Here is a 13,863-nt window from a genome sequence, read left to right as displayed (position 1 = left end):
GCGAAAATTGTGATTTGTCACATCGAAAAAACAGGGTGTTTTATTCCGTCAGTTTTTTCGCCAGCTTGCGTCCGAGAGATTCCAGAATATAAATGACGGGAATTTGCGTGGTGATATCGTAGACGCCGCCAATTCGCGTCTGGGGAACGTGCCAGGAGAGATTAAAGTCCGCCAGTTTTGCCAGGCGCGAGTGCTCGTGGCTGGTGATAGAGAGCACCTTGCAGTGATGCAGGCTGAACTGGCTGGCGAAGCGCAGGATCTCCTCGGTTTCGCCCGAGACGGAGAGCACAATCGCCAGCGCATTTTTCGCCATATCATTGGTAACCGGGAAATAAGGGTCATCAATATGATTACTGAATTTACCAATATTTGAAAAGAAGCGTGCGCCATATTTGGCCAAAGAGCCTGACGTGCCCGCCCCGACAAATATAATTCGCTCGGAAGACAAAATGATATTTACCGCGTCATTTAATAGCGCGTCGAACTCTTCATTATTCACGCTTTTAAAGAAGCTGATAATTTCGCTGGCGCCGAAATTCGCCTGCTGGGGCTCGTTCTGCTCAAGATAGAGCTTAAAGCGCACGCGAAATTCAGAATACCCTTCGCAGTTGAGCTTGCGGCAAAAGCGCAGGATAGTGGTGGTTGAGACGCCGGCCGCATCCGCCAGCTCGCGGATGGTCATGTACATCACTTTGTCCCGGTTTTTGATGACATAGTTGTAGACCATCATTTCCAGGTTATTGAGACTGGCAATGGCGGAGTGGGTGAACATACTCACAGTGGCAAAACTCTCATTCAGACCTCATTTATCCATCATATCATGCAGCCAGACGGCAGGAGCCAATTTTATGCCATTGATTAGTAACGCTTAAATTTTTATGTGAACAAATGTCAGGTGAGTTTTTCGTTTATGTTTTTGATTTTTATTATAAAAATTTACTTTAAAATTATTTTAGCTAACAGGTGTTCACTGGAATCATTCTCAGTTAGCATAGTCATGCGATGAATAATCATCTTTAGTTTTCCCGGAGTTTAGTATGGCGAGCAGACCATTAATCGCACAGGGATATTCGCTGGCTGAGGAAGTAGCCAACAGCATCAGCCACGGCATTGGCCTGGTGTTTGGGATTGTCGGTTTAGTGTTATTGCTGGTACAGGCGGTGGATACCAATGCCAGCGCGATGGCCATTACCAGCTATAGCCTGTATGGCGGAAGTATGATCCTGCTGTTCCTGGCCTCGACGCTCTATCACGCGATTCCGCATCAGCGGGCCAAAATATGGCTTAAGAAATTTGACCACTGCGCTATCTATCTGCTGATTGCGGGTACCTATACGCCTTTCCTGCTGGTGGGGCTAAACTCACCGCTGTCGCGCGGCCTGATGATTGTTATCTGGAGCCTGGCGCTGCTGGGGATCCTGTTTAAGCTGACCATTGCGCACCGGTTTAAAGTGTTGTCGCTGGTCACCTATCTGACGATGGGCTGGCTGTCGCTGATTGTGGTGTATCAGCTGGCGATTAAGCTGGCGGTAGGCGGGGTAACGTTGCTGGCAGTGGGGGGCGTAGTGTACTCGCTGGGCGTTATTTTCTACGTCTGCAAGCGCATCCCATACAACCATGCCATCTGGCACGGCTTTGTGCTGGGCGGCAGCGTGTGCCACTTTTTGGCGATTTATTTGTACGTGGGGCAGGTTTAGTTTGTTGTCGGGTGGCGGCTTCGCCTTACCCGACCTGGATTTGCACCCGTAGGCCCGGTAAGCGCAGCGCCACCGGGCGATAGAGCATCACTCTTCCAGTGAATACGGTAACGGCTCAATACTCAACGTATTCGCGTCGTCGCGCACGCGGAACACGCTGTCCGCTTCCATGTCGTTGTTCATTACAGCCTGTACCAAAAGACGGCCATCGTCCAGCTGGACTGCGGCTAACACGGTACCGGTGCGGCGCCAGTTGTCGCCCATCTTCAGTTCTAAGTCTTCTCCTGCTTCCGGTACGCGGCTGGCATGGCCTGCCAGTGTCCACAACGCGCGTTTGTTTGCCCCACGGAATTTTGCACGCGCGACCATTTCCTGACCGGTGTAGCAGCCTTTTTTAAAGCTGATGCCCCCCAGCGCCTGCAGGTTAGTTGCCTGAGGAATAAACTGCGCGCTGTTGGCTGCGTCAATTACAGGCAGACCCGCTTCGATGTTCAGCGCCAGCCACTGCTGGCTGTTGTTGAGCTGCGCTTCGCCGCGCAGCGCCTCGGTCACGCGTTCGGCTGTTGCGGCATCCGTGACTAACAGGAAGCGCTCTGCCGGGTGTTCAAACCACAGGATGGAAGTTGCGCCCTCGCTGACCACCTGTTTTTCTGCATCCGGCAGCTCAGCAAACAGGTTTTTCAGCGCCGCACGCGCCTGGAAGCCCGCCACGCCCAGCAGAACATGTTCATCGTCCGGGGCGATGGTGACTTTGGAAAAGACCGCGTATTTTTTCAGTTCTTTGAGCTGCGCATCGCGCAGGCTGCGGCGCTCAATAAAGGCAAAACCGTCCTGACGGCGGAAGAGACGCAGGTTGCTCCACATTTTGCCCTTAGGATCGCAGTGCGCGGCCAGCAGATGCTGGTGTTCAGTCAACTGCGCAACATCCGCAGTCACCTGACCCTGCAAGTATTTTTCGGCGTCGGCGCCGGAGAGGGTTGCCAGCGCCCAGTCATCAAGAGAAATAAGCGTCAGCGGCAGACGCGCAGAGGCGGCGGGCTGGCGAGGAGAAAATGGTGTAAAGGCCATAACGGTATCCTGAATTGCTTAACGCTTTGATAATGCCTAATGGTAAAAGAGCCTGCAGGCATTGCAAGCGCTTTCAGCAGACCATTTGTGCCATAAACGGGTTATGCGTAGCGCTACGCAAAATAGTGTAATCCGCTGTCTATGTAGGGATTATTCTGGAAGCCTGCTCGTCAAACGCAATATTCCAGTAATGAAACGGTCAAAAACACGTTACACTAGCTGGTGTCCCCGTAGAGAAATTAAGAACAGAAAACGGGGTACCGACTGTGCCAAACGTAATGCAGGAAACTGAACATGGATATTAACAACAAGGCCCGTATTCACTGGGCATGCCGACGCGGAATGCGTGAACTTGATATTTCCATCATGCCTTTCTTCGAATATGAGTACGACAGCTTAAGCGATGATGATAAGCGTCTGTTTGTTCGCCTGCTTGAGTCTGACGATCCGGATTTATTCAACTGGCTGATGAACCACGGCAAACCCGCCGACACCGAGTTGCAACGGATGGTGCAATTAATTCAAACACGGAATCGGGAACGTGGTCCTGTGGCAATCTGATCTTCGCGTCTCGTGGCGCTCGCAGTGGATGTCTTTATTGCTCCACGGGCTGGTTGCGGCCATCGTTTTACTCATGCCGTGGCCGCTCAGCTATACGCCGCTGTGGCTGCTATTACTTTCGTTTGTTGTTTTTGACAGCGTACGCAGCCAGCGTCGCATTAACGCGCGTCAGGGCGAGATCAAGCTGCTGATGGATTCCCGCCTACGCTGGCAGGGAAAAGAGTGGGATATTCTCGGTGTGCCCTGGATGCTTAACGCCGGGATGATGCTACGGTTACGCAAAGTGGGGGGCGGACGTTGCCAGCACCTGTGGCTGGCGGCGGACAGTATGGACGCATCAGAATGGCGGGATCTGCGCCGGATGTTGCTGCAACAGCCGACGCAGGAGTAACGCGCGTTAGCTGAATTTTTCTGCCATTTCGCCGAGGATCTGCTCGCACCAGGCCTGCAGGCGCTCGTCGCTGAGATCGTACTGATTGGTTTCATCCAGCGCGAGCCCGACAAACAGCTCGCCGTCAGCAATAATCGGCTTTTTACTGGTGAATTCATACCCTTCGGTTGGCCAGTAGCCGATAAACGCCGCCCCTTTTGGTGCCAGCTTATCGTGCAGCATGCCGAGTGCGTCCAGGAACCATTCGCCGTAGCCTAACTGGTCACCCATGCCGTACATCGCAATAATTTTACCGTCGAAATTGACAGAATCGAGCTGATCCCAGATGGCTTCCCAGTCTTCCTGTATCTCACCAAAGTCCCAGGTTGGGATGCCCAGAATCAGCACATCGTACTGCTCCATCAAGGCGACCGAGTCATCTTTCAGGTTATGCAACGTCACCAGTTCCGGGCCAATGATGTCGCGAATTTTCTCCGCCGCCATTTCGGTGTAGCAGGTGCTGGAACCATAGAACAGACCAATATTCATCGCGTAACTATCTCAATTCTTGCTATGACTTTGCGCGTAGTGTACCAGAAACCGGTCGCAATCAGGCATAATGGCCTTACTGCAAAATCAAAGGGGCTGATGTGGAAAAGGATCTCGCACTCGTTGAACAGTTTCTCGACGCGCTGTGGCTTGAGAAAAATCTGGCCGAGAATACCCTCAGTGCCTACCGGCGCGATCTCACCATGCTGGTGGAGTGGCTGGCGCGTCGGGAGCTATCGCTTGCGAGCGCGCAAAGCGACGACCTGCAGGCGCTGCTCGCTGAACGCGTAGAAGGGGGGTACAAAGCCACCAGCTCTGCACGCTTGCTCAGCGCCATGCGTCGGCTTTTCCAGCATCTTTATCGGGAGAAGATTCGCGAAGACGATCCCAGCGCGCTGCTGGCGTCCCCGAAACTCCCGCAGCGGCTGCCGAAAGATCTCAGCGAAGCACAAGTTGAGAGATTATTACAGTCACCGGCTGTTGACCTGCCGCTGGAGTTACGCGATAAAGCCATGCTTGAGCTATTGTATGCTACCGGCTTGCGCGTTTCGGAACTGGTTGGCCTGACAATGAGCGACATCAGCCTGCGTCAGGGCGTGGTGCGCGTCATCGGTAAAGGAAACAAGGAAAGGCTGGTTCCGCTGGGAGAAGAGGCGGTTTACTGGCTGGAGACGTATCTTGAGCATGGCCGCCCCTGGCTGCTCAATGGTGCGTCTATCGACGTCCTGTTTCCGAGCCAGCGCGCGCAGCAGATGACGCGACAAACGTTCTGGCATCGCATCAAGCATTACGCCACACTGGCGGGTATCGACAGTGAAAAGCTTTCGCCGCACGTATTGCGTCACGCCTTCGCGACGCATCTGTTAAACCACGGCGCAGATTTACGCGTGGTGCAGATGCTGCTGGGACACAGCGATCTTTCAACGACGCAAATTTACACCCATGTCGCGACGGAACGCCTGCGGCAGCTACACCAACAGCACCACCCTCGTGCGTGAGTGCCGACAAATTGTAACAGGATCAATTATGAAAAAGTCTTTCGTGCTGTTCACCCTGCTGGCAGCCTCATTTACCGGCTTCGCCCATGCGGATGACGCCGCCATCAAACAGTCTCTGGCTAAGCTTGGCGTCACCAGCAGCGACATCCAGCCTGCGCCGGTTGCCGGTATGAAAACCGTACTGACCAACAGCGGCGTGCTGTACGTCACCGAAGACGGCAAACACTTTATTCAGGGACCGCTGTACGACGTGAGCGGCGCGCAGCCGGTGAACGTCACCAACCAGCTGCTGATGAAAAACCTGAACGCGCTCGAAAAAGAGATGATCGTCTATAAAGCGGCGCAGGAAAAACATGTGATTACCGTCTTCACCGACATCACCTGTGGCTACTGCCACAAGCTGCATGAACAGATGAAAGACTATAACGCGCTGGGCATTACCGTGCGTTACCTGGCCTTCCCGCGCGCAGGCGTACAGAGCAAGCCAGAGCAGGACATGAAAGCGATCTGGTGTGCCAAAGACCGCAACAAAGCGTTTGATGACGCGATGAACGGTAAAGACGTTAAGCCTGCCTCCTGCGACATCGACATTGCTAATCACTACGCGCTGGGCGTGCAGTTTGGCGTGAGCGGTACGCCAGCGATTGTCCTGAGTAACGGCTATGTTGTTCCGGGCTATCAGGAACCGAAAGAGATGAAAGAGTTTCTCGACGCGCACCAGAAACAGTTTGGTGGTAAATAATTCGCGTGAAAGCCCCCATCAAATTGCGCCGCCGCGAGGCGGTTGAACACGTTGATTTACCGGACGATCTCCCGCCGCTGCTAAAGCGCCTCTACGCCAGCCGCGGCGTGCGCCGCGCAGAGGATCTTGAGCGCAGCGTGAAAGGGATGCTGCCCTGGCAGCAGCTGAACGGTATCGAGAAAGCTACCGAAATGCTCTACAACGCGCTGCGTGAGGGAACGCGCATTGTGGTGGTAGGGGATTTCGACGCCGACGGCGCAACCAGCACCGCCCTGAGCGTGCTCAGCCTGCGCGCGCTGGGCTGCGATAATGTCACCTATCTGGTGCCGAACCGCTTTGAAGACGGCTATGGCCTCAGCCCGGAGGTGGTCGATCAGGCCCATGCCCGCGGTGCGCAGATGATCATGACCGTCGACAACGGGATCTCCTCCCATGCGGGCGTCGATCATGCTCACGCTTTGGGGATCCCGGTGCTGGTCACCGATCATCACCTGCCCGGCGATACGCTCCCCGCAGCAGAAGCGATTATTAACCCCAACCTGCGCGACTGCGATTTCCCGTCGAAATCCCTCGCCGGCGTGGGCGTGGCGTTTTATCTGATGCTGGCGTTGCGTACTCTCTTACGCGATAAGGGCTGGTTCGAATCCCGCGGCATTGCCGTTCCAAACCTGGCCGAATACCTCGACCTGGTGGCGCTGGGCACCGTGGCGGACGTGGTACCTCTTGATGCCAATAACCGCATTTTGACCTGGCAGGGCTTAAGCCGTATTCGCGCGGGCAAGTGCCGTCCCGGAATTAAGGCGCTGCTGGAGATTGCCAACCGCGATCCGCTCAAGCTGGCGGCAAGCGACCTGGGCTTTGCCCTCGGGCCGCGTCTGAACGCTGCCGGAAGGCTGGACGATATGTCCGTTGGCGTCGCGCTGCTGCTGTGCGACAACATCGGCGAGGCGCGCGTGCTGGCGAACGAACTGGACGCCCTGAACCAGACCCGTAAAGAGATCGAGCAGGGGATGCAGGCCGAAGCGCTGACCCTGTGTGAAAAGCTGGAGCGCAGCGGCGATACGCTGCCGGGCGGCCTGGCGATGTACCATCCCGAGTGGCATCAGGGCGTGGTCGGCATCCTGGCGTCGCGCATTAAAGAGCGCTTCCACCGTCCGGTGATCGCGTTTGCGCCTGCGGGTGACGGCACGCTGAAAGGCTCTGGCCGTTCGATTCAGGGGCTGCACATGCGCGATGCGCTGGAGCGTCTGGATACGCTTTACCCGGGTCTGATGATAAAGTTCGGCGGCCACGCGATGGCGGCAGGCTTGTCGCTGGAAGAGGCAAAGTTCGACGAGTTCCAGCGCCTGTTTGGCGAGCTGGTCACCGAGTGGATTGACCCGGCGCTGCTGCAGGGCGAAGTGGTCTCTGACGGTGAGCTGTCCGTCTCCGAAATGACGATGGAGGTCGCGCAGATGCTGCGCGATGCCGGTCCATGGGGGCAAATGTTCCCGGAACCGCTGTTCGACGGGCGATTCCGCCTGCTGCAGCAGCGTATCGTCGGCGAACGCCACCTGAAAGTGATGGTTGAGCCGGTGGGCGGCGGACCGCTGCTGGACGGCATCGCCTTCAACGTTGACACCTCCATCTGGCCGGACAACGGCGTGCGCGAGGTCGAGCTGGCGTACAAACTGGATATCAACGAGTTTCGCGGTAACCGCACCCTTCAGATCATCATCGACAATATCTGGCCAATTTAGCGGCAGTAATCTCTATAAAAAAGGGCGTGGATTCGGTACAATCCCGCTCTTATCACCGCATTTTGACAAGTCCATAAAAGAAAACAGACCATGTTTGAAATTAATCCGGTAAAAAACCGTATTCAGGACCTCACGGAGCGCTCTGACGTTCTTAGGGGGTATCTTTGACTACGATGCCAAGAAAGAGCGTCTTGAAGAAGTAAACGCCGAGCTGGAACAGCCGGACGTCTGGAACGAACCTGAACGCGCACAGGCGCTGGGTAAAGAGCGTTCCTCTCTCGAAGCTATCGTAGATACGTTGGATCAAATGGCTCAGGGGCTGGAAGATGTTTCCGGTTTGCTGGAGCTGGCCGTCGAAGCCGACGACGAAGAAACCTTTAACGAAGCCGTGGCAGAACTCGACGGGCTGGAAGAGAAGCTGGCACAGCTGGAATTCCGTCGCATGTTCTCCGGCGAATACGACAGCGCTGACTGCTATCTCGATATTCAGGCAGGTTCTGGCGGTACCGAAGCGCAGGACTGGGCCAGCATGCTGACGCGTATGTATCTGCGTTGGGCGGAAGCGCGCGGCTTCAAAACCGAAATTATCGAAGAGTCTGAAGGTGAAGTGGCCGGTATTAAATCCGTCACTATCAAGATCATTGGCGACTACGCCTACGGCTGGCTGCGTACCGAAACCGGCGTTCACCGCCTGGTGCGTAAGAGCCCGTTTGACTCCGGTGGTCGTCGTCATACCTCCTTCAGCTCCGCGTTTGTTTACCCGGAAGTTGACGAAGATATCGATATCGAAATTAACCCGGCGGACCTGCGTATTGACGTTTACCGCGCGTCCGGTGCGGGTGGTCAGCACGTTAACCGTACAGAATCTGCGGTGCGTATTACCCACATTCCAACCGGGCTGGTAACACAGTGCCAGAACGACCGTTCCCAGCATAAGAACAAAGACCAGGCCATGAAGCAGATGAAAGCGAAGCTTTATGAGCTGGAGATGCAGAAGAAAAATGCTGAGAAACAGGCGATGGAAGACAACAAGTCCGACATCGGTTGGGGCAGCCAGATCCGTTCTTACGTCCTTGATGACTCCCGCATCAAAGACCTGCGTACCGGGGTTGAAACCCGCAACACGCAGGCGGTGCTGGACGGCAGCCTGGACCAATTTATCGAAGCAAGTTTGAAAGCAGGGTTATGAGGAACCAACATGTCTGAACAACAAGCACAGGGCGCTGACGCGGTAGTCGATCTTAACAACGAACTGAAAACCCGCCGCGAGAAGCTGGCAGCGCTGCGCGAGCAGGGCGTGCCGTTCCCGAACGATTTTCGTCGTGACCACACCTCAGACCAACTGCACGCTGACTTCGACGGTAAAGAGAACGAAGAGCTGGAAGCGCTGAACATCGAAGTGGCCGTTGCAGGCCGTATGATGACCCGCCGTATCATGGGTAAAGCCTCCTTCGTGACCTTGCAGGACGTCGGCGGCCGTATTCAGCTGTACGTTTCCCGTGACGACCTGCCGGAAGGCATCTACAACGAGCAGTTCAAAAAGTGGGACCTGGGCGATATCCTGGGTGCGAAAGGTAAACTGTTTAAAACCAAAACCGGTGAACTGTCTATCCACTGCACCGAGCTGCGCCTGCTGACCAAAGCCCTGCGCCCGCTGCCGGACAAGTTCCACGGCCTGCAGGATCAGGAAGCGCGCTATCGTCAGCGTTACCTGGATCTCATCTCTAACGATGAATCCCGCAAGACCTTCAAAATTCGCTCCCAGATCATGGCCGGTATTCGCCAGTTCATGGTTAACCGCGACTTTATGGAAGTGGAAACCCCGATGATGCAGGTGATCCCTGGCGGCGCGTCTGCGCGTCCGTTCATCACCCATCACAACGCCCTGGACCTGGACATGTACCTGCGTATCGCGCCGGAACTGTACCTGAAGCGTCTGGTAGTCGGTGGTTTCGACCGCGTGTTCGAAATCAACCGTAACTTCCGTAACGAAGGTATCTCCGTTCGCCATAACCCTGAGTTCACCATGATGGAACTCTATATGGCGTACGCGGACTACAAAGATCTGATCGAGCTGACCGAATCCCTGTTCCGTACCCTGGCGCAGGATATTCTGGGCACCACGCAGGTCCCTTACGGTGAAGAAGTCTTCGACTTCGGCAAGCCGTTCGAAAAACTGACCATGCGCGAAGCGATCAAGAAATACCGTCCGGAAACCAACATGGCGGATCTGGATAACTTCGACTCTGCGAAGGCCATCGCTGAAAGCATCGGCATCAAGGTTGAGAAGAGCTGGGGTCTGGGCCGTATCGTGACCGAGATCTTCGAAGAAGTGGCAGAAGCGCACCTGATTCAGCCGACCTTCATTACCGAATACCCGGCGGAAGTCTCTCCGCTGGCGCGTCGTAATGACGAGAACCCGGAAATCACCGACCGTTTCGAATTCTTCATCGGCGGCCGTGAAATCGGCAACGGCTTTAGCGAGCTGAACGATGCGGAAGACCAGGCGCAGCGTTTCCAGGATCAGGTTGACGCGAAAGCAGCAGGCGATGACGAAGCGATGTTCTTCGACGAAGACTATGTGACCGCGCTGGAGCACGGCCTGCCGCCAACCGCAGGTCTGGGTATTGGTATCGACCGTATGGTGATGCTGTTCACCAACAGCCACACTATTCGTGACGTGATCCTGTTCCCGGCAATGCGCCCGGTGAAATAAGGCGTTACGTTGCTAAAAAAGCCCCGAAAGGGGCTTTTTTATTGCGCCGCGAACGCTCTCAGCGCGTCTCGCGCGACCGTTGCTTCCTGCACCATCCACGGGCTAAAGCTCCATGGGGCGGCGTCCAGCGCGCGGAATAACGATTCCAGCGTCACCCATTCAAATGCCATCACTTCATCATGGTTAATTCGCAGTTCGCTGGTGACGCGGGCAGCGAAGACCGGGCAAATCTCGTTTTCCACGATCCCGGAAGGATCCGTTTCGCGGTAGCGGAATTCTGAGGCGACAGGCGTAATCGCGGTAATTTCTGCGCCAATCTCATCGCGGCAGCGACGGATAATTGCCTCTTCCGTCCGTTCACCAGATTGAGGGTGACCGCAGACGGAGTTCGTCCAGACGCCCGGCCAGGCTTTTTTACTTAGTGCGCGTCGGGTTACCAGACACTCGCCTTCGGCGTTAAACAGCCAGGATGAGAACGCCAGATGCAGCGGGGTTTGGGCAGTATGCGCGGCGTATTTTTCCTGAGTGCCAATCACCATTCCCTGGTCATTAACCAAAATAACGTGTTCTTGAATACTCATTCATGCTCCAGTGCCAACGATGCGGATGGTTCTGCACCATCAACAGGGAGCATTATACGGCAATCTTATACGAACGGTTTGTTTCCAGGAGCGGAAAAGGGCTGACCCATATCTCTCCGGGCTGGTATCATAGTGCGCCATTCACGCTGACCGAGGATCTGTTTTGTTTGCAGGAAGCCTGACGAGAAATCCCATCATCGCCATCTTTTGCCTGACGCTGACGCTATTCCTGGCAGGCTGTTCAGGAAGCAAATCGTCGGATATGGGTAGCTATTCCGGTTCGGTCTATACCGTTAAGCGCGGGGATACGCTGTACCGGATTTCGCGCGCAACGGGGACCAGCGTGAAGGATCTGGCGCGCCTGAATAACATCTCTCCGCCGTACACCATCGAAGTGGGGCAAAAGCTCAAGGTGAACGGCAGTTCGTCCTCGGGCAAAAAATCCTCATCGAAAGGCAAAACCGCCAAAGTGACGCCGTCCTATCAGGTACCGCAATCGTCATGGCCGCCGGTTGGACAGCGCTGCTGGATTTGGCCTGCCAGCGGTAAAGTGGTCGCCCCTTACTCACTCTCTGAAGGTGGCAACAAGGGTATTGATATCGCCGCTGCGCGCGGTACGCCGGTTTATGCCTCCGGGGCAGGGAAGGTGGTTTACGTCGGTAACCAGCTGCGCGGCTACGGTAACCTCATCATGATTAAGCATGGCGAAGATTACATCACCGCCTACGCGCATAACGACACGATGCTGGTCAACAACGGGCAGAACGTGAAGGCGGGGCAGAAGATAGCCACCATGGGCAGTACAGGTACCGATTCGGTGAAGCTGCACTTCCAGATCCGCTATAAGGCGACGGCCATCGATCCGCAACGCTATCTTCCTGCGCCCGGCAGCAAACCGAAGTGCTAAGTGATTATTTAATCGCCGGTTAGTTGTGAAGAGGCTTGTATGAAGGTGCGTAAGGTCTATAATGCCTTACGCACCTCAAAGCGGGCGTAGTTCAATGGTAGAACGAGAGCTTCCCAAGCTCTATACGAGGGTTCGATTCCCTTCGCCCGCTCCAACCTCCTGATAAATCAATAAGTTATAGCTTATCAGTTAGTTACGTAGCCCTGCTTTAGCAGGTACAACTTAAACTACCCATTGCTCTACGCCCGCACCTGTCGCGTGATTGGTCTGTGGTACAAGAGAGCATATCATCACGCTGGCGGTGGTTCCTGGTTCTTACCGCGACAGCACAACAACGAACAAAAAGCCGCATACCTGGCATAACTCCCGAACAGATTGATCATACGCATTTAAGCCCGATGTGCGGCCTTTTGGCTGCTATTGTCTGAAATCTGATACATTGCACAAACATCATGTGGATTGCTGTAAAGTTCATCAGTATGATTGCTAGCACAATCAGCGATTGGGAAAGCACTTCTGGAAGATAAGGGACGAGACGATATGAAAGTGACTGATGAAGCTTTGTTACGTTCAGGGTTTACGCAGCCCGAATTGCAGAAGATAAAAAGCAATATTGAAAAATATGGAGGAACGCTTGGAGAGGCCATAAATGACCTTGCCAGGCGATTTGTTACCTTGGCGGGAGTGGTGGCTGTGTGTGCCTTAATCCTACTGCTACTTATCGTCTTCAGCTCACCTGATAGAGCATTTGCATGGGGGCTGGCGATGATCTTTGGGGTTGCCATTATGTCCTTCGCGCAGCCGCCGGTAATTTCCTATAAATCCTGGCGTTACCGAAAAACTATCAAGGATTAACTGGTTCCATTTTCTGTTGTTAGTAGATCGAAAATCACTTTTGCTTTAACACCATAACCGACAATCTTCATTGTTAGTTTAGGAGTGCTCATTGTGCTGACTTTGCGATAGTAATCGTGTGGAAGCCAGCGGAATAATCTCCAGGCTCCAGTTTTTCGAGCGAATCCCACAATGCTGTACACACTGGCACCAAGAGTAACACCATTATAGAGAGCCAGGCCCGTGTTAGGATTAAATCCCATAAACTGGGCGGTATGCATCGCGGAGTCAGCAATGATACCTTGCGAGGGTTTATGTCCTGCTGGCTGATTAAAGTTGAGCACTTCTTTCGTTAATCCGTTCATTCCATCGGCAATCAGGACTGCCCCAGCCAGCATACCAATCGGCCCCATAGTGGATAACATCATAAAGCCACCAAAGAGAACCACGCCTGATAGCACCACATTTACAGCGGATATAACATAACCGACGATTTTATTATTTTCCTTAACAAATTCGACTTTCGCGTAAAGCTGTGCGGCTCTGGTTCTTAACAGGTGTTCTTGTTCTTGTAGATTATCTGTTTCGGCACGTAGATTTTTGATGCATGCAATGCATTCTTCATCGGTTTTAGCTCGTCGTGCTGTTTCAAATTCTTTATCTACAACCTGTTTTATCTCTTCGACAAACTTGATTCGTGTAAGACCATCCTGCAAATAGAATGCTGACAGCCGATTTGCTGTTTCGACGAGTTTCCGGGCTTCAAGATTCACCATGGTATCTGACCATGTTCTGTTCCAGCCCCTGTTGAGCAGCGCAATATCCATTAAAGACTCCTTCCCAAAATGTGTCTGGTCATTTTACGTGCAATAAGGTCGAAGACAACAGAAAATATTTTCACAACCCGCCCCCGTGGGGGGCCCGTTGCTTTATCCTTCCAGTTTACATTCTCCTGTTCAAAATATCCCCAGCTCTGTTGGTGATCTGCTAGACCGTCAGCCCAGGCCCTCGGTGAAAAGCGCTTTTCTTCGCCAAATATCGCTACTTGATGCCTTCAGCGACACGCCTCACTGCAACAAGCAGTGCAGTTACACAATGCTG

The 13,863-nt window shown here is 54.1% G+C and carries 15 protein-coding genes and 1 tRNA gene; 11 read left to right on the top strand and 5 right to left on the bottom strand.

Going from position 1 to position 13,863, the window contains the following annotated elements:
- Nucleotides 1–40 precede the first annotated feature (40 nt).
- Nucleotides 41–772: a MurR/RpiR family transcriptional regulator gene (locus AC2FAJ_RS17845; RefSeq protein WP_028014325.1), complete on the bottom strand. Its 732-nt coding sequence runs from the start codon at nt 770–772 to the stop codon at nt 41–43.
- A gap of 265 nt (nt 773–1,037) precedes the next feature.
- On the opposite strand from AC2FAJ_RS17845, the gene trhA reads away from it, so the two are divergent.
- Nucleotides 1,038–1,697, top strand: coding sequence for a PAQR family membrane homeostasis protein TrhA (trhA, locus tag AC2FAJ_RS17840; RefSeq protein WP_023331242.1), 660 nt, complete (start codon nt 1,038–1,040; stop codon nt 1,695–1,697).
- Between the two features lie 87 nt (nt 1,698–1,784).
- Here the strand turns inward: trhA and ygfZ are convergent, their stop codons facing one another.
- Complete coding sequence (gene ygfZ / locus AC2FAJ_RS17835) at nt 1,785–2,765, bottom strand: tRNA-modifying protein YgfZ (RefSeq protein ID WP_028014323.1); 981 nt, start codon at nt 2,763–2,765, stop codon at nt 1,785–1,787.
- 294 nt (nt 2,766–3,059) lie between these two features.
- Between ygfZ and sdhE the strand changes: the two genes are divergently transcribed.
- Together sdhE and AC2FAJ_RS17825 are read left to right on the top strand one after the other, a co-directional pair.
- Entirely contained in the window at nt 3,060–3,326 is a 267-nt protein-coding gene (gene sdhE, locus AC2FAJ_RS17830; protein ID WP_010435322.1) for an FAD assembly factor SdhE, read from the top strand.
- Complete coding sequence (locus AC2FAJ_RS17825; protein WP_028014322.1) at nt 3,307–3,717, top strand: protein YgfX; 411 nt, start codon at nt 3,307–3,309, stop codon at nt 3,715–3,717. Before sdhE ends, AC2FAJ_RS17825 begins: the two co-directional genes overlap by 20 nt.
- A 6-nt stretch (nt 3,718–3,723) precedes the next feature.
- On the opposite strand, the gene fldB is transcribed toward AC2FAJ_RS17825, so the two are convergent.
- The gene (gene fldB / locus AC2FAJ_RS17820; protein ID WP_041908355.1) at nt 3,724–4,245 is read right to left on the bottom strand and encodes a flavodoxin FldB; all 522 of its coding nucleotides are present in this window, start codon (nt 4,243–4,245) and stop codon (nt 3,724–3,726) included.
- A 101-nt stretch (nt 4,246–4,346) separates the two neighbouring features.
- Here fldB and xerD point away from each other — a divergent pair, with 101 nt between their 5' ends.
- The 5 genes from xerD (at nt 4,347) to lysS (ending at nt 10,440) form a co-directional block, all read left to right on the top strand.
- Nucleotides 4,347–5,243 (top strand): site-specific tyrosine recombinase XerD, encoded by an 897-nt coding sequence (gene xerD / locus AC2FAJ_RS17815; RefSeq protein WP_028014320.1) that lies wholly within the window; start codon nt 4,347–4,349, stop codon nt 5,241–5,243.
- A 28-nt stretch (nt 5,244–5,271) separates the two neighbouring features.
- The gene (gene dsbC, locus AC2FAJ_RS17810) at nt 5,272–5,985 is read left to right on the top strand and encodes a bifunctional protein-disulfide isomerase/oxidoreductase DsbC (protein WP_485454369.1); all 714 of its coding nucleotides are present in this window, start codon (nt 5,272–5,274) and stop codon (nt 5,983–5,985) included.
- Between the two features lie 5 nt (nt 5,986–5,990).
- Nucleotides 5,991–7,724: a single-stranded-DNA-specific exonuclease RecJ gene (recJ, locus tag AC2FAJ_RS17805; RefSeq protein WP_041908356.1), complete on the top strand. Its 1,734-nt coding sequence runs from the start codon at nt 5,991–5,993 to the stop codon at nt 7,722–7,724.
- A gap of 90 nt (nt 7,725–7,814) precedes the next feature.
- Nucleotides 7,815–8,913, top strand: a protein-coding gene (gene prfB, locus AC2FAJ_RS17800) for a peptide chain release factor 2 (RefSeq protein ID WP_100170824.1) whose coding sequence is annotated in 2 segments (ribosomal slippage) — nt 7,815–7,889 and nt 7,891–8,913 — 1,098 coding nt in all. Because the reading frame shifts where the segments join, the coding sequence is not laid out codon by codon here.
- 9 nt (nt 8,914–8,922) lie between these two features.
- On the top strand, nt 8,923–10,440 hold the full coding sequence (gene lysS, locus AC2FAJ_RS17795) for a lysine--tRNA ligase (protein WP_014885130.1): 1,518 nt from the start codon (nt 8,923–8,925) through the stop codon (nt 10,438–10,440).
- A 38-nt stretch (nt 10,441–10,478) separates the two neighbouring features.
- Here lysS and idi read toward each other — a convergent pair whose 3' ends face one another.
- Nucleotides 10,479–11,021 carry an isopentenyl-diphosphate Delta-isomerase gene (gene idi, locus AC2FAJ_RS17790; RefSeq protein WP_041908358.1) on the bottom strand — a complete coding sequence of 181 codons (543 nt, stop codon included), beginning with the start codon at nt 11,019–11,021 and terminating at the stop codon, nt 10,479–10,481.
- A gap of 163 nt (nt 11,022–11,184) precedes the next feature.
- Here idi and actS point away from each other — a divergent pair, with 163 nt between their 5' ends.
- The 3 genes from actS (at nt 11,185) to AC2FAJ_RS17775 (ending at nt 12,783) form a co-directional block, all read left to right on the top strand.
- Nucleotides 11,185–11,928: an amidase activator ActS gene (actS, locus tag AC2FAJ_RS17785; RefSeq protein ID WP_041908359.1), complete on the top strand. Its 744-nt coding sequence runs from the start codon at nt 11,185–11,187 to the stop codon at nt 11,926–11,928.
- Nucleotides 11,929–12,008: 80 nt separating this feature from the next.
- A tRNA-Gly gene (locus AC2FAJ_RS17780) sits at nt 12,009–12,082 on the top strand.
- Nucleotides 12,083–12,468: 386 nt separating this feature from the next.
- Nucleotides 12,469–12,783, top strand: coding sequence for a hypothetical protein (locus AC2FAJ_RS17775; RefSeq protein WP_020882780.1), 315 nt, complete (start codon nt 12,469–12,471; stop codon nt 12,781–12,783).
- Here the strand turns inward: AC2FAJ_RS17775 and AC2FAJ_RS17770 are convergent.
- Complete coding sequence (locus AC2FAJ_RS17770) at nt 12,780–13,589, bottom strand: DUF4225 domain-containing protein (protein ID WP_193359755.1); 810 nt, start codon at nt 13,587–13,589, stop codon at nt 12,780–12,782. The genes AC2FAJ_RS17775 and AC2FAJ_RS17770 overlap by 4 nt on opposite strands.
- Between the last annotated feature and the right edge of the window lie 274 nt (nt 13,590–13,863).

The sequence above is a fragment of the Enterobacter cloacae complex sp. 385G4 genome, from assembly GCF_057320665.1.
Note: the sequence above shows the minus strand (reverse complement) of the source record. Positions and strands in the feature narration are given on the sequence as shown.